At 52.2% G+C, this 25,926-nt stretch carries 25 protein-coding genes; 13 read left to right on the plus strand and 12 right to left on the minus strand.

Features of this window, described 5'->3' with window-relative positions; genetic code table 11:
- Positions 1 to 50: 50 nt before the first annotated feature.
- Entirely contained in the window at positions 51 to 1,304 is a 1,254-nt protein-coding gene (locus tag KNP80_RS08285; RefSeq protein ID WP_214715122.1) for an MFS transporter, read from the plus strand.
- A gap of 21 nt (positions 1,305 to 1,325) precedes the next feature.
- On the opposite strand, the gene KNP80_RS08290 is transcribed toward KNP80_RS08285, so the two are convergent.
- The 4 genes from KNP80_RS08290 to KNP80_RS08305 form a co-directional block, all read right to left on the minus strand.
- Positions 1,326 to 1,622: a DUF3817 domain-containing protein gene (locus tag KNP80_RS08290; protein ID WP_214834468.1), complete on the minus strand. Its 297-nt coding sequence runs from the start codon at positions 1,620 to 1,622 to the stop codon at positions 1,326 to 1,328.
- A gap of 82 nt (positions 1,623 to 1,704) precedes the next feature.
- The gene (locus KNP80_RS08295; RefSeq protein ID WP_021068056.1) at positions 1,705 to 2,208 is read right to left on the minus strand and encodes a DoxX family protein; all 504 of its coding nucleotides are present in this window, start codon (positions 2,206 to 2,208) and stop codon (positions 1,705 to 1,707) included.
- Positions 2,209 to 2,398: 190 nt separating this feature from the next.
- On the minus strand, positions 2,399 to 2,812 hold the full coding sequence (locus tag KNP80_RS08300) for a pyridoxamine 5'-phosphate oxidase family protein (RefSeq protein WP_021068055.1): 414 nt from the start codon (positions 2,810 to 2,812) through the stop codon (positions 2,399 to 2,401).
- 126 nt (positions 2,813 to 2,938) lie between these two features.
- Positions 2,939 to 3,139: a cold-shock protein gene (locus KNP80_RS08305; protein ID WP_016507985.1), complete on the minus strand. Its 201-nt coding sequence runs from the start codon at positions 3,137 to 3,139 to the stop codon at positions 2,939 to 2,941.
- 267 nt (positions 3,140 to 3,406) lie between these two features.
- On the opposite strand from KNP80_RS08305, the gene KNP80_RS08310 reads away from it, so the two are divergent.
- Entirely contained in the window at positions 3,407 to 5,005 is a 1,599-nt protein-coding gene (locus KNP80_RS08310) for a glycoside hydrolase family 55 protein (RefSeq protein ID WP_214718522.1), read from the plus strand.
- Here KNP80_RS08310 and KNP80_RS08315 read toward each other — a convergent pair.
- Both KNP80_RS08315 and KNP80_RS08320 read right to left on the minus strand, forming a co-directional pair.
- Complete coding sequence (locus KNP80_RS08315; RefSeq protein WP_214832930.1) at positions 4,969 to 5,475, minus strand: flavodoxin domain-containing protein; 507 nt, start codon at positions 5,473 to 5,475, stop codon at positions 4,969 to 4,971. The genes KNP80_RS08310 and KNP80_RS08315 overlap by 37 nt on opposite strands.
- 102 nt (positions 5,476 to 5,577) lie before the next feature.
- Positions 5,578 to 7,227 (minus strand): glycoside hydrolase family 13 protein, encoded by a 1,650-nt coding sequence (locus tag KNP80_RS08320; protein ID WP_214834470.1) that lies wholly within the window; start codon positions 7,225 to 7,227, stop codon positions 5,578 to 5,580.
- A 114-nt stretch (positions 7,228 to 7,341) separates the two neighbouring features.
- Between KNP80_RS08320 and KNP80_RS08325 the strand changes: the two genes are divergently transcribed.
- From KNP80_RS08325 to KNP80_RS08335, 3 genes are all read left to right on the plus strand, one after another.
- Entirely contained in the window at positions 7,342 to 8,121 is a 780-nt protein-coding gene (locus KNP80_RS08325; protein ID WP_214834472.1) for a helix-turn-helix domain-containing protein, read from the plus strand.
- Between the two features lie 97 nt (positions 8,122 to 8,218).
- A complete protein-coding gene (locus KNP80_RS08330) occupies positions 8,219 to 9,544 on the plus strand; it encodes a globin family protein (RefSeq protein ID WP_251132361.1) in 1,326 nt (441 codons plus the stop codon).
- 20 nt (positions 9,545 to 9,564) lie between these two features.
- Positions 9,565 to 10,461 carry a class F sortase gene (locus KNP80_RS08335; RefSeq protein ID WP_214834477.1) on the plus strand — a complete coding sequence of 299 codons (897 nt, stop codon included), beginning with the start codon at positions 9,565 to 9,567 and terminating at the stop codon, positions 10,459 to 10,461.
- Positions 10,462 to 10,507: 46 nt separating this feature from the next.
- Here the strand turns inward: KNP80_RS08335 and KNP80_RS08340 are convergent, their stop codons facing one another.
- The 3 genes from KNP80_RS08340 to KNP80_RS08350 form a co-directional block, all read right to left on the minus strand.
- Positions 10,508 to 11,215 (minus strand): ABC transporter ATP-binding protein, encoded by a 708-nt coding sequence (locus KNP80_RS08340; RefSeq protein ID WP_214718533.1) that lies wholly within the window; start codon positions 11,213 to 11,215, stop codon positions 10,508 to 10,510.
- Positions 11,215 to 12,852, minus strand: a complete 1,638-nt coding sequence (locus tag KNP80_RS08345) for an ABC transporter permease (protein ID WP_214830488.1) — start codon at positions 12,850 to 12,852, stop codon at positions 11,215 to 11,217. The genes KNP80_RS08340 and KNP80_RS08345 overlap by 1 nt, the downstream gene beginning before the upstream one ends.
- Positions 12,853 to 12,989: 137 nt before the next feature.
- Positions 12,990 to 14,060, minus strand: a complete 1,071-nt coding sequence (locus KNP80_RS08350) for a Fe(3+) ABC transporter substrate-binding protein (protein ID WP_214830489.1) — start codon at positions 14,058 to 14,060, stop codon at positions 12,990 to 12,992.
- 228 nt (positions 14,061 to 14,288) lie between these two features.
- Between KNP80_RS08350 and KNP80_RS08355 the strand changes: the two genes are divergently transcribed.
- Complete coding sequence (locus KNP80_RS08355) at positions 14,289 to 14,861, plus strand: TetR/AcrR family transcriptional regulator (protein WP_214718539.1); 573 nt, start codon at positions 14,289 to 14,291, stop codon at positions 14,859 to 14,861.
- A gap of 24 nt (positions 14,862 to 14,885) precedes the next feature.
- Positions 14,886 to 18,029: an efflux RND transporter permease subunit gene (locus tag KNP80_RS08360; protein ID WP_214718541.1), complete on the plus strand. Its 3,144-nt coding sequence runs from the start codon at positions 14,886 to 14,888 to the stop codon at positions 18,027 to 18,029.
- A gap of 45 nt (positions 18,030 to 18,074) precedes the next feature.
- On the opposite strand, the gene KNP80_RS08365 is transcribed toward KNP80_RS08360, so the two are convergent.
- Complete coding sequence (locus KNP80_RS08365; RefSeq protein ID WP_214718544.1) at positions 18,075 to 18,812, minus strand: YwqG family protein; 738 nt, start codon at positions 18,810 to 18,812, stop codon at positions 18,075 to 18,077.
- Positions 18,813 to 18,963: 151 nt separating this feature from the next.
- Between KNP80_RS08365 and KNP80_RS08370 the strand changes: the two genes are divergently transcribed.
- The 5 genes from KNP80_RS08370 to KNP80_RS08390 all read left to right on the plus strand — a co-directional run bounded on the left by KNP80_RS08370 (position 18,964) and on the right by KNP80_RS08390 (position 22,585).
- Positions 18,964 to 19,320 carry a CidA/LrgA family protein gene (locus tag KNP80_RS08370; protein WP_214830495.1) on the plus strand — a complete coding sequence of 119 codons (357 nt, stop codon included), beginning with the start codon at positions 18,964 to 18,966 and terminating at the stop codon, positions 19,318 to 19,320.
- Positions 19,317 to 19,991 carry an LrgB family protein gene (locus tag KNP80_RS08375; protein ID WP_214834479.1) on the plus strand — a complete coding sequence of 225 codons (675 nt, stop codon included), beginning with the start codon at positions 19,317 to 19,319 and terminating at the stop codon, positions 19,989 to 19,991. Before KNP80_RS08370 ends, KNP80_RS08375 begins: the two co-directional genes overlap by 4 nt.
- 129 nt (positions 19,992 to 20,120) lie before the next feature.
- Complete coding sequence (pepT, locus tag KNP80_RS08380) at positions 20,121 to 21,359, plus strand: peptidase T (RefSeq protein WP_214834481.1); 1,239 nt, start codon at positions 20,121 to 20,123, stop codon at positions 21,357 to 21,359.
- A gap of 54 nt (positions 21,360 to 21,413) precedes the next feature.
- On the plus strand, positions 21,414 to 21,860 hold the full coding sequence (locus KNP80_RS08385; RefSeq protein WP_214834483.1) for an OsmC family protein: 447 nt from the start codon (positions 21,414 to 21,416) through the stop codon (positions 21,858 to 21,860).
- Positions 21,788 to 22,585 (plus strand): DNA/RNA nuclease SfsA, encoded by a 798-nt coding sequence (locus KNP80_RS08390; protein WP_214832945.1) that lies wholly within the window; start codon positions 21,788 to 21,790, stop codon positions 22,583 to 22,585. Before KNP80_RS08385 ends, KNP80_RS08390 begins: the two co-directional genes overlap by 73 nt.
- A gap of 23 nt (positions 22,586 to 22,608) precedes the next feature.
- On the opposite strand, the gene KNP80_RS08395 is transcribed toward KNP80_RS08390, so the two are convergent.
- Entirely contained in the window at positions 22,609 to 23,220 is a 612-nt protein-coding gene (locus KNP80_RS08395; RefSeq protein ID WP_214834485.1) for a stage II sporulation protein M, read from the minus strand.
- 131 nt (positions 23,221 to 23,351) lie between these two features.
- On the opposite strand from KNP80_RS08395, the gene KNP80_RS08400 reads away from it, so the two are divergent.
- Entirely contained in the window at positions 23,352 to 24,977 is a 1,626-nt protein-coding gene (locus tag KNP80_RS08400; RefSeq protein ID WP_214718566.1) for an ABC-F family ATP-binding cassette domain-containing protein, read from the plus strand.
- A gap of 30 nt (positions 24,978 to 25,007) precedes the next feature.
- Here the strand turns inward: KNP80_RS08400 and KNP80_RS08405 are convergent, their stop codons facing one another.
- Entirely contained in the window at positions 25,008 to 25,751 is a 744-nt protein-coding gene (locus tag KNP80_RS08405; RefSeq protein ID WP_214834487.1) for a FixH family protein, read from the minus strand.
- Between the last annotated feature and the right edge of the window lie 175 nt (positions 25,752 to 25,926).

Consider the following 25,926-nt stretch of genomic DNA (forward strand, 5'->3'; position numbering starts at 1 on the left):
TTTACTATAAAGTTAAATCAGATTGAACTTAACTGTAAAGGAGAATCGATATGACGACCACTTCATCAAACTTGTATGTATTATTGCTCGGAAAATTCATGTCGTTGTTTGCATCCAGTCTCTTCACGTTCGTCGCGGGACTGACGGTTCTGACGACGTCCGGTTCGGGACTACAGTTCGCACTCGTCTTGCTTGCCGGCACAGTGCCACGTGTCTTATTATCTCCGTTTGCTGGGGCGTTTGCCGACAAACTGGATCGCAAGCGCGTGATCATTACGATGGAGTCCGTGAACGCCTTATTATTTTTAGCTGCCGGCATCGCGAGTCTCGTCTGGACGTTCGGCGTTCCTGCTTTCTTGATTATCACATGTCTGCTCTCTGTCGTCTCGACTTTCTTATCCGTCACATTATCGAGTTCGATTCCATTCTTGTTCGACGAAGACGGACTCCAACGCGCCAATTCCCTCATTCAAAGTACCATCTCCATCTCAAGCATCGGCACGCCGCTGCTCGCCGGGGCACTGTTCACGTTACTTCCGGTATCAGCGTTTCTCTTCAGCTCGTCTCTCTTATTTATGATCGCCGCTCTTGTCGCCTCTCGTCTCCACTTTAAAGCGTACGACCATGTCCCCAGCGAGCAATCGACTTGGTCCGAGGTCCGGTCTGGCTTCCGCTACTTGAAACGCCAGCGCGTACTTTGGACGTTGACCCTCTTGGCCGCCTTGCTCAATTTCTTTTTTGTTGCCACCGAAGTGCTGTTCCCGATTGCCGCCCTACAAGAAATCGGCGTCAGCCCGCTTCAATTCGGATTTTTAGAAAGCATGTTCGCCGTCGGATTTTTAGTCGCCTCGCTCGCCCATGCATTGCCGGTCTTTCAAATCAAACATCGGCTAGCCACGACCCGAACCGCGCTGATCATTATGAGTTGCCTCTTTATCGGACCGGCCGTCCCGCTCTATTTCGACTTCTCAGTCACACCAGCTATCGTCTTCTTCGCTGGTTTCGCCTTATTAAGCGGGTTCTTCATCATCCGTGTCAATATCCCCATCCAGCTCTATTTACAGACGAACACGGAACCGAGTTATCTCGGTCGCGTGATTGGTGTCCTCGAATCCCTCGCGATGGGCATCACACCGTTCGGCTTCATCGTGTTTGGCCTATTAAGCGAATGGATGCCGGTCGCTTCACTCTATACGATTTGCATGCTCTGCCTGCTCACCATCACGTTGTTCGCGATGTATCGGATCCGTCACGACATCACTGCCGAAAAAGCCGCTGTGTCAGCGCAAGCAGAGAGTGCATGAACGCAAAAAAGACATCGAACCTCAATTCGATGTCTTTTCTGTAGATGGTAGGACTCGTTTCTCTAACAAGAACGGTCCGAACGGGATAACGGATGCCATAACCGCGAGGACCAACACTTTGAAGCCCCAGTTGAAACGCCATGCCATATAGACGGCTGCCGCCACATAAGCGACGAAAAAGAAACCGTGGGCCGCGCCGACGATGCTGACGGCAAGCGGCATGCCCGCCAAGTACTTGAGCGGCATCGCGAAGAGCAACAAGAGTAAGAAAGACATCCCCTCTGTGTATCCAAGCCATTTAAAACGTGTCGCGTTCATATTCGTTCTCCTTTTCAATCGATGCTACGTCCATCGTAGCCGAAAGAGGTGATGTTTGTCACAGGAGAACGTCATAAAGTCGTTACGCTATTTGACGATTTGGTGAACGATGCATGACTTTTGTTTCCACGAATTTGCGTAGGAACAATCCATCGACACCAAGTTTCCCAGCATTATAGCCTGCGACAAGAATGAGGACTGAGACAATCAACATCGTTGGATTCGTGCTGACCGTACCTGAGAGCAAGAACGCCATGTTCATCACGAGACCGAAGAAGGCTGCGCTACGTGTGAGGGCACCAACCAAGAGTCCAAGACCCACTAGGAATTCACCGTATGGAATCAACACATCGAACAAGGCAGCGTTCGGGATGGCGAAGTTTTCAAGGAATGCTGCCCACCAACCGGCTACAGCTGGGTGATCGCCTGTTGCGAGGGTCAGTGCGTTATTGAGGAAACCTTCTGAACCGAATCCGCCTGTGATCTTGCCCCAACCTGCTGTGAGCCAGTGATAGCCGAGCCAGACACGAAGGACTGTCAAAATACCGGTGGCGACGTTGTGGTTCTGCCAAAATTTTGTGAACATGATAATTCCTCCTTAGATGAGTGAATGATGTCTTATATGTGATTACATTCACAATATACCATCCATGTTCATCTTTTCACATAGGTTAGGATAACAGTTCACGTTTCGTTCATATGTGTGTCACAGGTCAGTCACTTTTTGGAAATTGGTCAATTACAAAAGACGCCCACTCGGGACGTCTTTGTTTGAATTACAGATTTACTTCTTGGGGCGGCTGCCCTTTTTTATTCATCACACGCATCGATTGCGGCGAGATTTTTAAGATGACGAGTTTCGGATCATCCGGACCGTCGAACCAGCCTTCGAGTTTCTCGTTCCATACTTTTTCTTTCATTGATTCGTCATCGGATACCGTCGTCTCCCCCAAAATCTCAAGATACGTATCCCCGACGCCATCGCCGTCATAGCCAATCAGAATATGCGTATACGGATTGTTCTTCAGTTCATCGACTTTATCCGTGTCTTTCGATGTTGCCGTGTAGAGTGTCAGCTCATCATGGAAAAAAGTCATATAACGGCTGTGCGGCTTTCCTTTATAGACCGTCGCCATCGTGCCCACGTTACTATGATCTAAAATCTGTCTTGCCGTTTGCATTGCATCCATTCTGAAAAACCTCCTTGTGGTAGTCACTCGTATATTCATTCCCCTGGGACAAGTGATTAAACACGCGGACAACAAAAAACCTGCTCGCCGAAGCGAGCAGGTTATAAAATTCCTTAGAAAGGAAGATTAGATTTTTTCAACGTTAGAAGCTTGTGGTCCACGAGCTCCGTCAGTGATTTCGAAAGTTACTGCTTGGCCTTCTTCAAGTGTCTTGAAGCCGTCGCCTTGGATTGCTGAGAAGTGTACGAATACGTCGTCTCCGCCTTCCATTTCGATGAAGCCGTAACCTTTTTCTGAGTTAAACCATTTTACTTTACCTGTGTTCATAATGAACCCTCCTGAAATAAACGCTGTGCGTTCTAGTAGTGCCTTACTAGAAAAAACTGACCAATAAAAAATCACAAACCTCTAGGATTATCTTAAACGAAAAATAATCCAAAGCGTTTTGTGAATTATGTTTCCAGCTATTCTTAATTAAGCACATATAGAATATACCACGGATAAATGCTTCTGTCTACTAAATACTTCGGTTTGCTAAAAATACTTTTAAAACGGGTACATCCAATTGTAGTGAACGCTAGGAGGATGAACCATATGACCGCATACATTGATCGCTCGAATATCGCTGCCACCATCGCCCACCACTCGAACTGGGCGCTCGGTGATCTATTGAAAGAAACACTTGATTGGCATGAGGCGACACGACAAGCCAATTATCCCGATCAAGCGAAAACCTATCTCTCCCACCTGCCGATGACCGAACGCATCGTCCCAGTGACAAGTTCCTTGCCGCTCGAGACGATCGATGGAATCGTCCGCCCGGTATGGATGCGTCGGCTCGACGCCGAGCACTTGAACTTGAGACAAGCGACACGCCAACATGTCGACGTCACCGACTACGGGGCCGTCGGGGATGGTTTGACCGATTGCACGCTCGCTTTCCGGCTCGCCCTCCGGTCGAACCGCCACGTCCACGTGCCGGCCGGCGTGTATGTCGTCCGCGGCATCCGCATCCCGTCGAACTGTGTGCTCGAAGGCGCCGGTCAGCAGGAAACGATCATCAAGCTCTCGGACCGAGCTCCGAAACATCGACGGTTGCTTCGAAATGCAACTCCATTCGCCGGAAACCACCATATCGAAGTCGCACATTTGACGCTCGACTGGAACGTGGAGCGCCTCGGTGACGTCGACCGGACCTCGAGTGGCGATACCGCTTCAAGCGCGTTGACGTTCACACACGTCAAATTCGGTTGGATTCACCATGTCACGGCGAAAAACGCGGGACTGCATGCCTTCGATATCACATCTCCTCATTATCATTACTTAGGGGACGGGCTTCGCGCCAAAAAAGGGAGCCGGTACGTGTGGCTCGACCATTGTGAAGCAACGAATTACGGAGATGACGGCATTACGACCCATCATAGCGATGCCCTCTATATCACGAACTGTTACTGCCATCATCCACACGGACGCACCCACGCCCATGGCTTCTCGAACTCGAACGGGATTGAGATTGATGATGGGTCGCGCCACGTCACGCTCGTCAATAATATGAGTGAAGGTTGTTTCGGGGGCGTCGAAGTGAAAGCGCACGGGACGTCATCGGCCGCCCATGACGTTCATATATTCGGACATTTTTCGTATCACGACAATCGGTCATTCAATTTCCGTCATATCAGCCATCACTTGGCAGATGACCCGCAGTCGAAGACGGCCCGCTTCCTGTCGGGCACGAATCTCGTGTCGATGGAACCGGTCCGCTCGAAGCTGTATACGAAATCTTCGGCACGCAGTCTCGTCGTGTCGGCGTATCAGGACGTGTTCATTCATGGATTCACGGCCATCGGCAATCCGGATTACGACTACCGCGCCAATCCAGCCCTCGCCGTCCAGTATAAATCTCGCAACGTACGCTTGAAACGGATTGCGACGAGCGGATTTGCATCGAGTCGGGCCGACATTGAACTGTTCGGCGGCGATAACCGGACCGACCACGTCACGATTGAGGACGTTATCTGTCGCAACTCGGCCCCGGTCGCATTGAAAATTGGTGGCCAGTTGACGAATATTACACTCCAGCGAATCGAAGGCGAACAAAAAAGTGGAGATGTGCTCATCTCCACGAGTAGTCCAATCGAGGCTCACGACTTGTTTGCTTACGGATTCTCAGGTCGCGTACGCAACGATGTTTGAGCCGCCTCGACGAGTTCATCGAGCATCGTCTCGTCTAAATTGAACGAACTCACCGTCTGTTTTGCCATCATGCGGACGATGGCTTTGTCGAGAAAGCCCATCCGCTCGAAATCATAGCCGTTGCCGACGACTTCGACGAAATAAGCGTGCACGCGCAACACTTCCCGATACGCGTCCTCGAGCTCCCGTTGCCGTTCGGCCGCGGTCGGCGTCCCAGCACATAGATAAAGTCCAAGCGGACGCTTCAACAATTTAGCTTCATGAATATGAAGCCATGCCGTCATCTCATCTTGGATTTTCCCCATCCGGATTGAGCTGCCGACAATCACATGATCGATTGTCGCCCAATCAACGTCTGGCTGTTCGACCACGTTTTGAATGTGCACGTTCCCTGTTAGCCGCTCGGCCAACAGATGGGCGACTTTCTCACTCGTCCCGTAGCGGGTCGAATAAGCAATTAACGTATTCATCGTGTTTCCCCCTTTCGGTCAGACTCTACTATCCCTATTCCCGAAACGGGTCATCTTTACTAACAACACAACAAAACTCGCCATGGAGGCGAGTTTTGTTCGTCACACTTTATACACTTGCGCTTCGTACGGACGAAGCGTGAACGGCTCTATTGGTTCCATGTTCCCAATCACCCGCTCTTTCACGTCGAATGGGAGCTCACGCGTCACCGTCTCGTCCGAGAAGTTACAGAGCACGAGCCACGTCTCGCCTTCGAACGTACGTGTAAAGGCGTATACCGCTTCATCGTTCGGCAGCAACAACTCATACTTCCCGTAAACGACAATCGGATGTTGTTTACGGAGCTGAATCAATTGGCGATAGTAATGGAAGAGCGAGTCCGGATCGCGTCGTGCCGCTTCCGCGTTCACGGTCACATAGTTCGGATTGACCCCGATCCAAGGCGTGCCGGACGTGAATCCGCCTTGCGCCTCGGCCGACCACTGGACCGGCGTCCGTGAGTTGTCGCGCCCACGTGCGTGAATGCCGCGGAAAATCTCATCATGCGTCAACAGTCCGTTCGTCGTGTAATCCCGATACGCGTTGAGCGTCTCGATATCGCGGTACTCATCAATCGAGTCGAACGCCACGTTCGTCATCCCGAACTCTTCACCTTGATAGATGTAAGGCGTCCCTTTCAACATGTGCAGGAGCGTCGCCAGCATCTTACCGGAGACGACACGGTATTCGTCCGAGTCGTTCCCGAACCGCGAGATGGCTCGCGGTTGATCATGGTTGCTCCAATAGAGACTGTTCCAGCCATCTTCCTCAAGACCTTCCTGCCAACGCGAGAAGATTGTCTTCAAGTCCGTCAACTTCCAGTCCGTCGGGTTCCATTTGCCGAAACTGCCGTTGCCGACGTCGACGTGTTCGAAATGGAACACCATGTTCAACTCGTCACGGTCTGTTCCCGTATAAAGCTTCGCCTCATCGACGCTGACGCCCGGCATCTCACCGACCGTGATCGTATCGTATTTCGACAAGACCTCACGATTCATCTCCTGCATGAACTCATGGATGCGCGGCCCGTTGAAAAAGAACGGTGTGCCGTCCCCATAACCTGTCCCACGCGTCTCGCCGTCTGGATAGCTCGGATCTTTCGAGATCATGTTGATAACGTCCATCCGGAAACCGTCGACCCCTTTATCGAGCCAGTACGTCATCAAATCGTATACTTCACGGCGCAACGTCTCTGACTCCCAATTCAAGTCTGGTTGCTTTTTGCTGAACAGATGCAAGTAGTATTCGTCGCTCGCCTCATCGTATTGCCACGCACTCCCTCCGAAGAAAGCGCCCCAGTTCGTCGGCGGCTGACCGTTCTCGCCTTTTTTCCAAATGTAATAGTCCCGATACGGGCTGTCTTTTGAGGAGCGCGACTCCATGAACCATTGGTGCTCGTCCGACGAGTGGTTGACGACGAGGTCCATCATAATTTTGATGCCGTGACGATGCGCTTCTTCGAGCATCGCATCGAAATCGTCCATCGTTCCGAACTCATCCATGATGGCACGGTAATCGCGGATATCGTATCCGTTGTCGTCGTTCGGTGAATCGTACACCGGCGATAGCCAGATGACATCGATTCCGAGTTCCGCCAAATACGACATCTTCTCGGTGATTCCAGGGATGTCCCCAATCCCGTCACCGTTCGAGTCATTAAAGCTGCGCGGGTAAATTTGATAGACGACCGCTTCTTTCCACCATTGTTTCATGTTTCATCCTCCTCATACGTTCTGTCGATTTCATCGTACCCGCTCGTCGCCTTGATTTCTATCCATGATATGATGAGAATATGCACGATTTTGCTATTAAGAAAGGATGATTTGATGGAAATCGGCTTTTGTGGCTATTCGTATCATACAACGACCTACACTTTTCCTTTCCCGAATCGATTGGAGACGTATTTGATTCGTTTGCAGACGGAGGGCACGGCGCGCATCGTCGTCAATGGGAAGACGCATACGGCACGACCTGGCGATTTGTTGCTCGTCAAACCTGGTGACGAGTACGAACTGCATGTCGACACTCCGGCAAGCGGGGACTATCATCTCTTCTGTGATGGTCCGACACTCGATGCATGGTGGGCGGCGATCGACCGTTCCCGCATCACGTCCATCTCGATCGACCCTCGCTTGTTGTCACTCTGGCAGCATATCACCGAAGAGGCGCGACGCCCGACGACTGAACAAAGTCCGGATTTGATTGAAACACTGATTGAAGCCTTGCTCCTCATGCTCGACCGTTCCGTCCAAGAAGTGCAAGCAAACGTGCGACCACCTGTCGTGTCACGCATGATGCGTTATATAGAAGGAAACGTTACAAGCGACTTCAAAGTGGCGGACGTCGCCGACGCGGTCGGGCTCAGTGTATCGCGGACCGTCCACTTATTCAAAGAAGTGACCGGTATGACGATTGTCGCCTATGCTCAATCGATTCGACTCCAGCTCGCCGAAGAACAGATGCAGTATACCCAACACTCTCTCGAACGGATCGCCGAGCTGTCCGGATTCCGCTCCTATCCATATTTTCATCGTATCTTTAAACGAAAATATGGCGTCGCACCAGGGGTCTATCGCACACTTCAACAAAAAAACGAAAAAAAATAAAAAAAGAGTGATCCATTTTTTGAACCGCTCCGTTAGATGGGTGTAAACAACGACAACCACTCAAAAAAAGGAGCGATTACCCATGAAGAAGAAAACAATGAACAAGATTGTAGCACCGGCACTTGCACTCGGCTTACTCGTACCATTGAATGCACAGGCAGCGGATCACGCGCCGACAGCTAGCACACCAGCAGGTGACTTACGAGCCACGCTCGATCAATTACTTTCTGAGCATTACGTCTTAGCCGTCACATCGATGATGAAAGCTTATGATGGAGCACCAGACGCTGAAGTCGCGATGAAGGCACTCGATCAAAACGCACTCGACATGACACCGGCCATCGCTTCAATTTACGGAGATGAAGGCGCAGCGCAGTTCGAAGAAATCTTCGCTGGTCATAACGACTACTCAGCTGACTTCGTTGAAGCGGCTAAATCAGAAGACAAAGAGCTTCGCGCTGACGCAGAAGCTGAAGTCGATGAATTCGTAGAAGAGTTCTCAACATTCCTTGATGCAGCAACAGAAGGTAACTTACCAAAAGACGCTGCAGCTGACGTACTTGAGCTTCACGAAGACCAAGTTCTCTCAGTATTCGACAACTATGTCGCAGGTGATTACGAGTCGGCATATATGACGTACCGTGAAGGGTACAAGCTCATGTTCGACATCAGTAAAGCCCTTTCAGGCGCAATCGTCACACAGATGCCTGACAAGTTTGAAACTGCTGCTGACACACCGGCCGTCGAGCTTCGTTCAACATTGAACAGCCTTGCTGGTGAGCACTTCGCCCTCGCAGCAATCGGCATGCAAAAAGGCTACGATCAAGCAGAAGACTTTGACTACGTGAGCTGGGCTGAAGATCAGAACACACTCGATTTCAAAGCAGCCATCGGTTCAGTCTACGGTGACGAAGGTGCAGCCCAATTCGAAAAAGTATGGAACGGGAACCACATCACAGCCCAAGGTGACATCGTTGCCGCTACACTCGAAGGCGATGAAGCTAAAATTGAAGAAGCACGTATGAAGCTCGACCAGTTCGCTGTCGATTTCAGCACATTCCTCGATGCAGCGACAGAAGGTAACTTGCCACAAGAAGCTGGCCAAGAAGCCATCAAACAACATGAGGCCCTCGTGCTTCAAACGTTCGATCAGTATGTAGCTGGTGATGCGGATGCCGCTTGGATGTCATTCCGTGAAGGATACGCGTTCATGTTCGGTGTTGGTGAGACACTCGGTAACGCGATCGTGACACAAATGCCTGACAAGTTCGCTGAAACAACAATGCCTGAAGAGATGCCTGAAACAGGTCTCGGTGGTGCACAAGAACCATCAATGAACACGCTCTACGCTGGCCTTGCTGTACTTGGCGGAATCTTGCTCGCCTTCGTAACGCTTCGCAACCGTAAAGTGTCTGAACAATAATTCAATAAGGAGGGAGCCCCATGAACAAGCGCCATTTGTTTCTGGCGCTCTCTCTCTTTTGTTTTGGCTTCTGGACGTGGACGAGCGCCCAAGAATCGTCGTCACCACCTGTAGAAGAAAAACAAATAGAGGAGAGCCCAGATTTATCGGCTGAATTCTCACTTCTACAGGAAGAGGTGAAGAAGCTTCGATTAGCCGAGGAAGAGGAAAGTGCCAAGGTCGCGACACCCGTCCAACTTCAAATTCCTAAAATCAAGGTCGACACCGCAATCGAACAGGTCGGCGTACTCGACAACGGCCAGATGGGCGTCCCAAAAGACGAGAACCAAGTCGGTTGGTTCGAGCCCGGCGTCAAGCCAGGCAGTAAAGGGAATGCCGTCATCGCCGGACATGTGGACAGTAAGACCGGCCCCGCCGTCTTCTATGAGCTCGATCAACTGAAGACAGGCGATGACGTGACAATTATTGATGAGAATGGCAACACGTTGACGTTTCGTGTCACAAAAACAGAGAGTTACGATACGAAAAACGCACCGATCGAAGATATTTTCGGGGCCACGTCGAGTCGATATTTGAACTTGATCACGTGTTCCGGTACGTTCGGTGACGGCGGTTACGACGAGCGTTTCGTCGTCTATACCGAACTTGTCGATACCAAGATCAATACCGAAGTCGAACTTGATGCACCGACGAGCGTCGAACTCCGCGGGAACTTATTGACGTGGCACGCCGTCCGTGACGACACCGTCATCGGCTATCGCGTCTATGAAGTCGTCGACGGAAAAGCGACTCGTATTGAGAGTATCGCGTCGCACGCCCGGAAGAGCATCGAGGTCACGAACGAGCAGGCAGCGTATTATGTAACTGCCATCGACCAGCTCGGAAATGAGTCGAGTCCTTCTCAAGAGACGAAATAACCACAAAAGAACCCGCAGACGATTTATGTCTGCGGGTTCTTACGTTTTACACGAAACACGGAATCTGCGGGTTGAACGTCTTATTGTTCTCCGTCATGACCTGTTTTTTGATTTTGCCTTCGCCAAGATAGACGATACGGTCGGCGAGCGCCTCCGCGTCCTCTTCATCGTGCGTGACGAAGATAGTCGTCGTCCCCGTCTGTTTGAGGAGGCGGCGCAAATCGTCCCGAATGCGATGTTGGAGCGACGTGTCCAAGTTGCTGAACGGCTCATCCAAGATGAGGAGCGACGGTTTCGGTGCGAGCGCACGCGCGAGCGCGACACGCTGTTGCTGACCACCACTGAGCTCGTATGGATAGCGATGACGGAACTCGGACAAGTTCACGAGCGCCAGCATCTCTTCGACGCGCTCGTTCCGCTCCTTCCGGCTCAATTTATGCAGACCGAAACGGATGTTCTTCTCAACAGTCATATGCGGGAAGAGCGCATAGTCTTGGAACACCATCCCGACACCACGCTGTTCAGGCGGCATGAACTGGCAGTCGTCGCAACAGACACAGTCGTTGACGACGACGACGCCTTGGTTCGGCATCTCGAGCCCCGCGATGAGGCGTAAAATCGTACTCTTCCCAGAACCGCTGTCGCCGAGAAGCGATACGATTTCACCTTTCGTGATCGAGATGGAGAATCCTTTAATCGTCTCAGCTTGCGCACCTTTATAGCTGAAGTGTAAATCGTTGATTTGAACAAACATTAGTCGGCCTCCTTATCAAGCACCTTATGGAACACAAAGATCAACAGTCCACTCATGAGCACGATGACGATCGAGGCGAGCGCGGCCTCATGAATCTTCTCGTCACTGACATATTTGAACGCCTGCGTGGCGAGCGTCGAAAAATTGAATGGCTGTAAAAACAGCGTCAGCGGCAATTCTTTCATAATATCGATAAAGACGAGAATGAACGCGCTCATGATCGCCCCTTTAATCATCGGGATATCGACCCGGAAGAACGTCTGTACCGTCCCCCACCCGAGCATGCGCGACGCTTCCGTGAACGACTTCCCGACTTTCTCAAATCCGCTCTCAATCGAGTTATAGCCGATGGCGAGGAAGCGGATGACGTAGGCGAAAATGAGCATGATGAGCGTCGTCCTAAACACGAACGTCTGCCCCAAATCGAGCGCGAGCGCCACGTTCAGCACCCACTCGTCAAGCAGCAAGAACAACGTGATGACGGCGATGGCGATGGCCGCTCCCGGAATCGAATAGCCGAGCGTCGTCACTTTCGAGATGACGCGTGTCATGTTCGACGGGAACAGGCGCGTGTAGTTCGCGATGATGAGCGCGAACACGAGAATGATTACGGTCGCGATGAACGCCACGCTCACCGTGTTCCAGACGAGGCGGAAAAACTCGGCCGTGAACACTTGTTCGAACGTCAATACCGTCCAAGCGACGAGCTGCACGAACGGGATGAGAAACGCGATAGCGAAGATGGTCGCCACGTAGCCGAATACGGCGTAGCGGTGCCACCCGTTCAATTGTCTCGGTTTGAGCGGCTTCACTTTCGTCGTCGCATAGCTGAACTGCTTCCGACCTCGGACGAGCCGTTCCATCGTCAAGATGGCGATGACGAGAATCATGAGCGTCCCGGCGAGTTTCAGCGCCGAGGACGTATCTTTCATCCCGAACCACGTACTGAAGATGGCCGTACTGAACGTTTGAATCCCGAAGTATTTGACGACCCCATAGTCGTTCAATACTTCCATCAACACGAGGCTGACCCCGCCGATGATGGCGACACGCGAAATCGGGATGACGACGGTGAAGAAGATATCCCATGAGCCGCGGCCGAGGATGCGGGCGTTCTCAATCATCGAGGACGATTGGTTGTGCAAGAAAGCCCGCGTGATCGTGTAAATGTATGGATACAAGAACAGCGTGAAGATGAACACCGTTCCTTGAATCGTCATGATGTTGAAATACGTCTGGTCGACGGTGATGCCGAACTCATTGCGTAGCGTCGTCTGGATGACGCCCGTATAGTTCAAAATCCCGTGATACGTGTATCCCCCGATATAAGGCGGGATGGCGAGCGGTAAGATGAGCGCCCATTTGAAGAACTTACGGAACGGGAAGTCGTATACCGTGACGAACCAAGCTAAGCTCGTCCCGATAATCGTCGTCAGCAGGCCGGTCGCAAGCATGATGAACAGGGTATTGCGTACGTAAGTCGGCAACAAATACTCGCGGATGTGTTGCCAGTTGTCATTGACCGGTGCGAATAGTTCGACCAAGACGACGACGCCTGGCAGGACGATGAACAAGAGCGCGATAAAGCTGAGGATGGCCCATCCATTCAGTTGTCGTTTCAGCGCGTACCAGTTCATGTCGTACAACTCCCGTTCTTCTCTCGTTCAGTCACTTCCTGTCCCATCATATCAGGTTCAACGCTCTCGTTGTACCGCTAGCGTGTCGAGAAACGCAAAAATCTTCGGCCTGAACGTCTGTTCAAGCCGAAGTCTTCTTATTTCCAGCCCGCTTCGTTGAAGACGCGGATGGCTTCTTGCTGGTTTTCACCGAGGACAGACAAGTTGATGTCCTGCTCTTTGAACTCACCCCATGATTTAAGGAGTTCGTTCGGTTCAACCGATTCATTTACTGGATACTCGTAGTTTACGCTCGCGAACTGCTCTTGTGCCGACGGATCAGACATGAACTCCATGAGCTTCTTCGCGTTCTCCGAGTTCTTCGAGGCTTTCGTCATCGCGATTCCTGAGATGTTCACGTGTGTCCCCGTCGTATCTTGGTTCGGGAAGAAGACGCCAAGTTGTTCAGCGACTTTCTTCTCTTCCGCATCTTCCGAATTCAACATGAGACCCATGTAGTAGGTGTTCATAATGGCGACATCACCTTCACCGGCCACGACTGCTTTCGCTTGGTCACGGTCGTTCCCTTGTGGGTCGCGTGCAAAGTTGTTGACCATGCCTTTCGCCCACTCTTTTGCCTGGTCGACACCGTTCACTTCAATGAATGAGGCGAGGAGCGAGATGTTGTACATGTTCTCAGACGGACGGACGAGTACTTTGCCGTTCCACTGCTCTTCCGTGAGTGCTTCATACGTTGACAAGTCTTCTGGTTTCACGCGGTCTTTCGCGTAGACGATGACACGCGCCCGTTTCGTGAGACCGAACCATTCGTTGTCCGTGTCACGGTATTTCTCCGGAACGTTCGACTCAAGCACGTCGCTATCGACCGCTTGCAGGTGTCCCGCTTCTTTCGCTTGATACAAGTTCCCTGCATCCGCTGTGATGAAGAGATCGGCTTCTGTATTGTCGCCTTCTGTGTTCAAACGCTCGAGCAACTCATCGCTCTTCCCTTCAACGACATTAACTTTCACGCCTGTCTCTTCTTCGAACTGCTTGTAAAGCTCTTTATCTACATCATAGTGACGGCTCGAGTAAACGTTGACGACTTTTGACTCTTCTGCTGTCTCGTTGTCGCTTGAAGTCGTCGTTTCTTCTGTGCTGGCGCAAGCCGCAAGAAGTGATGTCGTGAGCGCAGCCGAAAGGCCGAGTGCCATGTACTTTTTGTTCATTTCATAATCCCCCACTTATTCATATCTATTATTGGTAATGATAATTACTCTCAGTTAATATCATCACTGATAATCATTCTCACGTCAACCTTTTTTTGAAATCGTTTACTTCAGTTATAGGTACATAACTTAACAGTTTTAACATCATCATTTCTTGACTTCAAAATGACTAGCCCCCTATAGTGAAAGAGAACAAACCGTCTGGTCGGTACAGAAAGGAGGCATGACATGACAAACCGATCAATGATCACGAAACAAAAATTGTTGGATGCCGCGACGGATATCATCATGGAGCATGGTGTGCATCATCTTACATTAGATGAAGTCGCCAAGACAGCTGGCGTCTCGAAAGGTGGTCTCCTGTATCATTATCCATCCAAAGAAGCGCTGCTGACCGCCATCGTCGAACGGCTCCAAACCGAACAAAACGATTTGTACGAGTCGCTTCAAGCGGACGGCAACGGTCCTGTCGAAGCGTTCGTCCGCCTGTTTGACGAGACAAAACTCCATCCGGAGCGTTCACCGATCCACATCGACGCCGAGAAAATGATCGCTTTCTTGACGTTGTTCGCGGTCGACCAAGAGTACGCGGAACGATGGAAGCACGACCTCGACACGTTCTTCGCTCAGTTTCAACAGACGAGCGACCCCGTTGAGACGATGATTATCCGTTATGCACTCGAAGGCATGATGATGTCCGAGCACTTCAACGTCGGCGTCGCCCCGCCTGCCTTAAAACACGACATTATCGCTCGCTTGATCGAGCGAGCCCGGAATATCGATTCGGGTAAAACAGACTAAGCCCTCAGAGGAGAAATGAATCCCATGCAGAAAATCACGTCCTTCTCCGTCAACAACAAGTTCGCAGTCTGGTTGATGACGATCATCTTGACAGCCGCCGGAATTTTCGCCGGCTTGACGATGAAACTAGAAACATTGCCTGACATCACGACACCGACCGTCTCGGTGACGACGATTTATCCAGGAGCCTCACCTGAACAAGTGCTCGACGAAGTGAGCACCGTGCTCGAAGAACGCTTGAAGAGCTTGAACGGTGTCGAACAAGTTCGTTCGTCTTCGTTCCAGAACGCTTCAAACATTCAAATCGATTACGACTTCAGCACCGACATGGAAGAGGCTGAACAACTGGTCAAAGACGCGCTCAGCAACGTCGAGTTGCCTGAAGCCGTCCAAGACCCGCAGGTGTCGCGTCTCAGCTTTGACGCGTTCCCGGTCATCGGGGCAGCCGTCTCGGATGAGAGTCTCGATTTGGCTGAATTGACGAAATTGGTCGAAGATGAGTTACAACCAGCGCTTGAAGGTGTAGAAGGCGCTCAGACCGTGCAAATCGCCGGACAAGAGATTCGTCGCGTCGAGCTTCAGTTCGATGAGGAGGCACTTGCCGAATACAACTTGACGGAAGACACGGTCAAACAGTTGATTCAAGCGAACGATGCCCGCATCGCGCTCGGCTTGTATGAACTCGGTGATACGGAACAAGCCGTCGTCATCGACGGGAAGTCGGAGACGCTCGAAGCGTTCCGCGACCTCCAAATCCCGTACTCACCCGCACAAACGGAACAGCCGGTGCCAGGTGCGCCAACAGAACTTCCGACTGGCGAGACTCCACAAGTCCCGACTGAAGTGCCAGGTGCCGTGCCACCAGCCAACATCCCGACGACTGTCCCGACCGTCGCCTTGAGCGAACTCGCGACGATTGAAGACCGCGGGATCGAGGAATCGATTTCACGGTCGAACGGGGAACGTTCCATCGGGATTCAAGTGACGAAAACACAAGATGCGAACACCGTCGACGTCGTCAACGCCGTCAAAGACGTGCTCGCCGACTTCGAAGCCGACTATGACACGGCCAAAGTATCGGTCACGCTCGACCAAGGTCAACCGATTGAAGAATCGGTCGAGACGATGGTCTCGAAAGCGTTGCTCGGTGGCTTGTTCGCCATCTTGATCATTCTCGTGTTCCTTCGTAACTTCCGCTCGACGATTATTGCGGTCATCTCGATTCCGCTCTCGCTCCTTATGGCATTGATCGTCTTGAAACAGCTCGACATCACGCTTAACATCATGACGCTCGGCGCGATGACCGTCGCCATCGGACGCGTCGTCGACGACTCCATCGTCGTCATTGAGAACATTTACCGCCGCCTCACCCGTCCGAACGAGACGTTGCGAGGCAAAGAACTGATTATCGCCTCGACGAAAGAAGTGTTCATTCCGATCGCGTCGTCGACGATTGTCACAATCGCTGTCTTCTTGCCGCTCGGGTTCGTCACTGGCTTCGTCGGTGAGCTGTTCTTACCGTTCGCCTTGACCGTCGTCTTCGCCTTGCTCGCGTCATTACTCGTCGCGATCACGGTCGTACCGATGATGGCCGACTCGTTCTTTAAGAACCGCGATAAATTGAAACCAGAAGAAGGACCAGGGAAGCTCGCGCAATGGTATCGTGGTGTCCTCAACTGGTCGCTCAACCATAAACTCGTCGTCTTCGGTCTCGCGACAGCACTCTTAATCGGAAGTTTCGCCCTCGTCCCAGCCATCGGGGTCAACTTCTTGAACCAAGAGTCGGAGAAGACGCTTTACGTCACGTTCGACCCAGAACCGGGCCAAACACTCGACGATTCGATTGCGGCAGCTGAAATCGCCGAAACTTATTTCATGGAAGAGCAAGCAGACGCGACCGACGTCCAATTCACGGTCGGTGGCGAGAACCCGCTCAACCCGGGGAACAACAAACAAGGGATTTTCATCGTCCAGTATGACCCGGACACAGAAGATTTCGCTGACGTCAAAATCGCTGACGTCGAACGCTTGAACGAACTCGCTACAGGCGGGGAATGGAAAGAGCAAGACTTCGCCGGCGGCGCCGGCACGAGTGGCGTGACGTACAACGTCTATGCCAACTCGCTCGAAGATCTAGAAGCCATCGTCCCGACATTCATCGAGACGATTGAAGAAGAGACGGATTACGTCCGTCAAGCGACGTCCGATCTTCGCGAATCTTACGTGCAGTACACGTTCAACGTCGACCAGCAAGCTACTGCTGAGGCAGGCGTCTCGGCCGCTCAGCTCGCCCAGACGATTGGACAGTTCCAAGCGCAAGAAAGCCCGCTTTCGACCGTGACGATCGATGACAAGCAACTCGATGTCATCATCCCGACAGAACAAGTCACGTACGACAGCATCGAAGAGTTGCAAGAACAAGAAGTGACGACGCCGTTCGGCCCTCGGCCAATCTCGGACTTCATCGAAGTCGAGGAAGGTACGACACCGGATACGCTCGTCCAACGCGACGGGAAGCTCCTCGCTCGCGTCAACGTCGAGCTCAGCACGGACAAAGCGACGGAAGCTTCGGCTGCTATCGAAGAACGTGTGTCTGACATCGAGCTCCCGACTGGCGTCTCTTATGACGTCGGTGGGGTCACTGAACAGATTCAAGAATCGTTCACCCAGCTCGGTCTCGCCATGCTCGCGGCCGTCGCCATCGTCTACTTGGTGCTCGTCATCACGTTCGGCGGTGCCGTCACACCGTTCGTCGTCCTGTTCTCGCTTCCTTATGCGATTATCGGGGGACTTGTCGCCCTACTCATCACAGGCGAAACGATTTCGGTATCAGCCTTGATCGGTGCGCTTATGTTGATTGGGATCGTCGTCACGAACGCCATCGTCCTGATTGACCGCGTCATTCATAAAGAAGCGGCCGGTCTCTCGACGCGTGATGCGTTGCTCGAGGCAGCCGGTACACGTCTCCGTCCGATTCTCATGACGGCGCTCGCGACAATCGGTGCCCTCGCTCCGCTCGCACTTGGCCTTGAAGGCGGCGCCTTGATCTCGAAAGGTCTCGGTGTGACCGTCATCGGCGGATTGACAAGTTCGACGCTGTTGACGCTCCTCATCGTCCCAATCGTGTATGAGTTCTTCGCACGGTTCCGCAAGAAAAAACAAGCGTAACGCAAAAGAGAGTTGGCCCAAATAGGGTCGACTCTCTTTTTGTGTTTAATAGCATTGCATGATGATTTCTGCCTCTTCAAAGCTCTTGTCTTTGAGGGCGTCGGTCGGGATGAGGAAATAAAGGATGCCGGCGTCACCGAACATGATGTCGAGTTCTTCACTCGAATCCATTTGGAATAAGAGAAACGGGTCACGGAAACGTTCCCCATACGTCTCTTCAATCTCTTCAAACACATCGTTTTGCACCTCGTCCGGATGCCCGCCCACCGCATGCAACTCGCCCTCATCGAACAGCTCCTCAAAAGCGGTATATTCTTCTTCGCTCATCAAATCAAACAGTGCATCATCGTTTTGCGCATAACCTTCCTCGAATGTGGCAGCCCGCTCCTTGAGCGCTTCGCCGACCCGTACCCGTTCAAGCGTCGTCGCTTCTGTATAGAGGACGCGCCAAAGGTGACGTTCGTCTGCGTCACCCCACGGTTGTTCATCCAAATCATAGAAGAACGATAACATGCCTTCTTTCGGAAGCGCTTCGACCGATTCAAATCCAGCGAAGTCACTAAGCCTGAACTGTGCCAAAAACGTCAAGTTCTCTCCGGGATGGTCCGACACACTCGGTAAATCCGGATAGCCGCCAAATTTCGAATGACCGATTGCGACTTCTTCTCGTGTCGTTCGGGGTTCAAGCTTCAAGTTAACGCGCTTCGTGAACGCCGCCAAGATGTCATCCCCCTGTTCGAGCCCGTGCTGGTCAATAAACTGTTTGATTGATTGAAGTTCCATTCGAACACCTCATTCGGATATGATACAAGTAGTCTATCATACCGAACGTGTGTACCCTTTATCATTTTTTATATAGCCTTTCTCTTGACCGAATGAATGAAACTTGAGAAGATGCTTACGTTTTGAACTTATTCGTGAAAGGATGTCACATATGCAACGTCTCATCGAATGGGTGATCGGCCTTTCGCTCTTGTTTGGCTTGAGCGCACTCGGAAATTGGATTGTCGCGACGCTTGATTTAAAAGTTCCCGGAAGCGTCATCGGGATGGTCCTCTTGCTGCTCTTACTGATGACCAAATTGATCCGTGTCGAGTGGATTGAAGACAGCGCCGGCTTTTTGACGAAGCATCTCGCCTTCTTCTTTATCCCGATCGCGGTCGGACTCATGTCGTACAGTGATTTATTAAAAGCGGAAGGCGTGCCGCTCTTTGCCGCCTTGATCATCAGCCTATTCGTCGGCCTCATCGTCACCGCCCTCATCTCCGGAAAAGAAGGTGAAGCGTCATGACGTTATTTTGGGTGCTCGTCACCATCGGCATCTACATGTTGAGCCGCAAACTGTCATTTAAATGGGCGTCCCCGTTCACGAACGTCGTCTTCTTGAGCACGGCGACATTGATTGTGGTGTTGCTGTTGTCCGGACAGACGTATGATGCGTACGCTCCGGCTCGAGACGCCATCACGACGCTGCTTGGACCAGCCACGGTCGCACTCGGATTACCACTCTATCGCAACTTGCCCATTTTGCTCGCGCGTGCGAAACGGGCGCTCGGGGCCATCATGCTCGGGACGCTGTCGACAATTTTCGTCGCTGTCGGGTTAGGGACTGCGCTTAAATTGACAGATCACGTCTTGCTCGCCTTGTCCGTAAAATCAGTGACGTCACCAATCGCACTGGAATTGGCGCGGCAACTGCAAGGTGACGCCGCACTCGCCGCGTCGGTCGCCGTCGCTTGTGGGATTCTCGGGGCCATGCTCGGTCCGACGATTCTGACGCGCTTCAACGTGACCGACCCGTTCACACGAGGATTGGCGCTCGGGACGCTGAGCCACGGCATCGGCACGGCCCAAGCAGCCACAGAACACCCGCTGTCAGGGGCGACAGGCGGCGCCGCGATGGGTCTGTCTGCCATCTTCACGTCATTCGTGTTGCCGTTTCTACTTCCTCTTCTGTTTTGATTCGGGAAGAAATCGGGCACGAAGAGAGGCCATTGCGCCTCTCTTTTTATTTTCAAACAATTTCGATACTTTTCAAAACGGCTCTCATGCTAAACTAAATGAGAACAGATTCATCAGAGGAGGCAGACCATGCAATCGAAATTGATTGAACGTTTAATCACGTATGCAAAAATTGATACACAATCCGACTTCACGAGTGAGACGACACCGTCGACGGCGAAACAATGGGATTTGATTCGCCATCTCGAGGCCGAGTTGAAAGCAATCGGACTCGAAGACGTCGAGACGGATGAATATGGCTACTTGTTTGCCACGCTCCCGAGTAACGTCGACCACGATGTACCGACAATCGGCTTACTTGCCCACGTTGATACGGCGACCGACTTCACCGGGACGAACGTCAACCCGCAACTAGTCGAGCATTACGAGGGTGGCGATATCGTCTTGAACGAGGCGCTCCAAGTCATCTTGTCGCCGCGTGACTTCCCGGAACTCGACGGCTACGTCGGCCATACGCTCATCACGACAGACGGGACGACGCTGCTCGGGGCCGATGATAAAGCCGGCATGGCTGAAATCGTCACCGCTGTCGAATACTTATTGGCCCATCCGGAAATTCCGCACGGACCGGTCCGCATCGCCTTCACACCGGACGAAGAGATTGGCCGCGGCCCGCACAAGTTCGACGTCGCCCGTTTCAACGCCGACTTCGCCTATACGATGGACGGTGGCCCGCTCGGCGAACTCCAATATGAGAGTTTCAACGCCGCCGGTGCCACGGTCACGTTCCATGGGACGAACGTTCACCCGGGCAGTGCCAAAAACAAGATGGTCAACTCGATGAAATTGGCGATGGCATTCCACAACCGCCTTCCGGCCGATGAGGCGCCAGAGCATACGAGCGACTATGAAGGCTTCTTCCATTTGAACGGCTTCTCTGGCGACGTGGAGACGACGACGCTCCAATACATCATCCGCGACCACGACCGCACGAAGTTCGAAGCGCGCAAAGCGTTGCTTGAAAAACTCGTCGTCGAATGGAAACAGAAATACGGCGAAGCGCGCATCGACTTGAAGATGGATGACCAATACTACAACATGGCCGAGAAAATCGAGCCGGTGAAACATATCGTCGACACGGTCGCCGATGTCATGCTCGAACTCGGCATCGAACCGAAAATCGAACCGATTCGCGGCGGGACAGACGGCTCGCAACTGTCGTATATGGGACTCCCGACCCCGAACATCTTCACGGGCGGCGAGAACTATCACGGCAAGTTCGAGTACGTCTCCGTCAACAACATGGAAAAAGCGACCCATGTCATCATCCAGACGCTCCGCACGTTCGCTGAACGCGCGCGAGCATAACACATGCGCCTCCAATCGTTCTCTTCTAGAATAGAGACATTGGAGGCGATTTTTATGAAGCATACGTTTCAAATGAACCTCGACTGGACCGGCGGACGCAATGACGTCGGTACGCTCGAGGCTGAACGGTTGAAAACACAAATCTCGATTCCCCCGGAAATGGATGGGCCCGGCATCGGGACGAACCCTGATGAGATGCTTCTCGGTGCTGCGGCGACTTGCTATATCATCACGCTCGCGGCCATGCTCGGGCGCAGTGACCTGCCGCACCGTGGCATCACCATCGACGCCGAAGGCATCGTCGACGTGACGAACGGCGTCTTCACGTATGAGACGATTCGCTACACGACCCTCATCAACGTGCCGGCAACAGCCACAGACCGTGACCTCACGCTCGTCGAACGGATTGCTAAAAAAGCGAAAGACGGTTGCATGATTTCACGCGCCTTGGCCGGCAACGTCACGTTCGAGCTCGACACGACGGTCACACGCGTCGACTGACGATGTATCGCTTCGCACAACCCCTGCATGAAGGGATCATCTTGAAACGGCGCAATCGGTTCGTGATGGACGTGTTGCTCGGTGACACCGTCGTCGCCTGTCACTGTCCGGTCACAGGCCGCATCGGCGATCTCGTCTTTGACGGGGTGCCTTGTCTCGTCTCGACGACGAACGACCCGCGACGGCACACGGCCTACACGGTAGAAGCCGTCTCAATCGATGCGGATGGACAATGGATCGGGATTCATCAAGGTCGCGCCAACGATTTCGTCGCGCATTGTTTGGACACGGACGCATTACCGGTCTTTCCTTCCCCCAAACAGGTGGGGCGTGAGCAAGTCGTCGGGTCATCACGACTCGATTTCAAGGTCGATGGTGTTTATATGGAAGTGAAGGCACCACTCGCCGAGCTGTTCGTGACGCCTCTCTCGCGCTTTGAACGACGTGCGGTGACGAGACCGGTCGAGACCGAACGGTTGATGCGGCATCTCGAGACGTTGATTGCGACGTTGCCTGAAACCAAACGGGCTGTCCTGCTGTATGTCTTCCTATACGACGCGCCCGTGTTCACCGGCAATCCGAACCGGAAACAAGACGCACGGATTCGCCAGATGATTCGCGAGGCGATTGCGGACGGACTAGAAATGTGGCAAGTGAACGGCGAGCTGACCACAGAAGGGATTCGTATGATCCGTTGCGTTGAGACAACGAATCATTTCAAGTAAAAAAGCCATCGCTGATGGCTTTTTTACTGTAACAACAGTGGGGTCACGTATGCCTCGATGACGGCCGAAATGGCGAGGAGCGGCACCGCGATGAAGAGAAACATCTTCACGCCTGCCACAAATAGCGCCTTGAACGTGACGTCCGTCTCTTTCCCGCGCAGTTTCTTCCACACGTAACGGTTGAGCGATAATCCCATCGCCGCTCCGAGCAAGATGGCCGAAATCTCGGTGATTCCGTGCGGCAAGATGCCGAGCACGATGACCCGGACGACCGATTCGCCGGCGAACCCGACGAGCATGGCGACTAAACCGATGACAGCGGCGTTGATGACGACGAACACGTATGGAATGAAGAGCGGAATCATCCCGAGCAGGAAAGCGAACAACGTGACGCGTGTATTGTTAACGAACAAGGCGATCATCGTCTCGCGCGCGCTCGTATCGAACGTCAAGCCCCTCGATTCAAACGTATCTCCGAGCTGGGCTAAAATCTCGTCTACTTGATCGGGTGCGATAAACGATCGAAACAAGAAGTACGACCCGATGCTGGTAATGATGAAAAGGATCCACAGTCGCAGAAAGTCGTTCCGATAATAGTTCGACCACGCCTCGCGAATGGATAGTGATGTTTTCATTTGAATTCCCCCTTATCAAGCTATACGAATCTCGTCAACGTTCGTTTCATTTTTACCCACGACTGCGCGTTTTCCAAAAACGTGATACAATACACGTCGTAAACAAATCAGAAAAACGAGGGATCCTATACATGATTACAGTAAATAACGTAAGTCTCCAATTCGGTGGACGCAAGTTGTTCGAAGACGTGAACATCAAGTTCACACCAGGCAACTGCTACGGCTTGATCGGCGCAAACGGCGCCGGGAAATCAACATTCTTAAAAATTCTTGCCGGTGAGCAAGAGACGACAACAGGTGACGTCAGCTTCTCGCCTGGCGAACGCCTCGCTGTCCTTAAACAGGACCATTACGCGTACGAAGATCAAGCGGTACTCGAGACGGTCATCATGGGCCACGAGCGTTTGTATCAAGTCATGAAAGAAAAAGACGCCATCTATATGAAGGAAGACTTCTCTGACGAAGATGGTATGCGCGCGGCTGAACTCGAAGGCGAATTCGCCGAGATGAACGGTTGGGAAGCTGAATCAGAAGCTGCCATGGTCCTTCAAGGGCTCGGTATCACGGACGCATCACACCACAAGCTCATGAGCGAGCTCACAGGTGGCGAGAAAGTCAAAGTCCTCCTTGCACAAGCATTGTTTGGCAAACCTGACATTCTTCTCCTCGATGAGCCGACGAACGGTCTTGACCTTAAAGCGATTCAATGGCTCGAAGAGTTCTTAATCAACTTCGAGAACACCGTCATCGTCGTATCCCATGACCGTCACTTCTTGAACAAAGTATGTACGCACATGGCCGATCTCGACTTCGGTAAGATTCAATTGTACGTCGGGAACTACGACTTCTGGTACGAGTCGAGCCAACTTGCTTCACGTATGGCCAACGACCAGAACAAGAAAAAAGAAGAGAAGATCAAAGAACTTCAAAACTTCATCGCCCGTTTCAGCTCGAACGCCTCGAAGGCGCGTCAAGCGACGTCGCGTAAGAAGTTGCTCGATAAAATCACACTCGACGATATCCGTCCATCATCACGCCGTTATCCGTTCGTCGGCTTCTCGATGGAACGCGAAATCGGGAATGACGTACTCTACGTCGACAACGTCTCGAAAACAATCGATGGCGTCAAAGTACTCGATAACGTCACGTTCTCACTGAACAAGACGGACAAAGTCGCATTCGTCGGCCGTTCGGACGTCGCCATCACGACACTCTTCAAAATCATCATGGGTGAGATGGAGCCCGACACAGGTACAATCAAATGGGGCGTGACGACGACACAGTCTTACTTCCCGAAAGACAACTCAGAATACTTCGAAGGCTCAGATAAGAGCATCTTGGATTGGTTACGCCAGTTCTCACCAGCAGACGAGTCGGATACGTTCCTTCGCGGCTTCCTCGGTCGTATGCTCTTCTCAGGCGAAGAAGTCATGAAGAAAGCGTCTGTCCTCTCAGGGGGCGAGAAAGTGCGTTGCATGCTCTCGAAAATGATGCTCTCAAACTCGAACGTCCTCGTTCTTGACGATCCGACGAACCACTTGGACCTCGAGTCGATTACGGCGCTTAACAACGGGCTCGAAACGTTCAAAGGCGTACTCCTCTTCAGCTCGCATGACCATCAGCTCATCTCGACGATTGCCACGCGCATCATCGAAGTGACGCCGAACGGGATCGTCGATAAAGAAGCGACGTATGACGAGTTCCTCGAGAACGAATCGCTTCAACAACAAGTCGAATCACTCTATCAGAACGCATAAGAAAAACGATCGGCCGCGGCCGATCGTTTTTTATTTGACCTCGACGGTCTCCATAATGTGTTCATGGATATCGTGTCCTTTTGTCACATGAACTTGGACGTTGTACGTACCGGCCTCAGGGAACGTATGCTCACCTGCATAGCTTCCGCCTTCCGTTTCATCAAGCTTGACCCAGTCGTGCTTGTCCGCTCCGTCTTTGAACACTTCGAGCTGAACGTCCGCACCCGTCAACGCCTCATGCTCAATCTCAACGTTGACGGTGAACGGTTGGACTTCCTTGGCGACAGCTTGCGTCGGATCAAGGACGATGTCCGCTCCGGCATGGTTATGATGATCTTCCTTGGCCTCGGCTTCAGCCTCCGGATGACCGACCGTCACGTTCGTCGTCGGCATCGTGTGCATCGATCGAGCCGTCACGTGCACTTGTACCGTATAGACCGCTTCATCGGAAAAAGTTGTCTCCGCCTCATACACTCCGTCTTCTGTGAGCGCCGCTTCGGTCGTCTCGCTCTCTTCCTTGGCACCGTTTTTCCAGACTTCGAACTTAATCTCGTCGGCGTCATCGACTGCTTTCCCGTCTTGCGTGACGCGAACTGCCAACGTGATCGCCTCGTCTTTGTCGGCTGTCGCCGGCACGTTCAATTCTGCCTCTACTGGCTCCATCGACGGTGCGGTCTCGGCACTTTTTGTTGCCTCATCTGTCCCGCATGCCCCAAGAACGAATAGACCGACAAGCCCAAACGTCACGCCGAATCGTTTCACCATATTGTTCATGTTGAATCCCCCTATTCAATCGCTTACATTCTTCACACATTGTTCATGATAGCACCCTTTTTTAGGAAATGTGTGAGGATTGTGTGAGATTTGCCACGTTTGTCACTCATAAATTGAACACAAATTTTGAGAGATATTATCCAAAAAATCCTTTGCCTAATTTTAGGGTTGAACG

Origin of the sequence: Exiguobacterium sp. E4787, from assembly GCF_018618375.1 — a bacterium.
GTDB classification, from domain to species: domain Bacteria; phylum Bacillota; class Bacilli; order Exiguobacteriales; family Exiguobacteriaceae; genus Exiguobacterium; species Exiguobacterium chiriqhucha.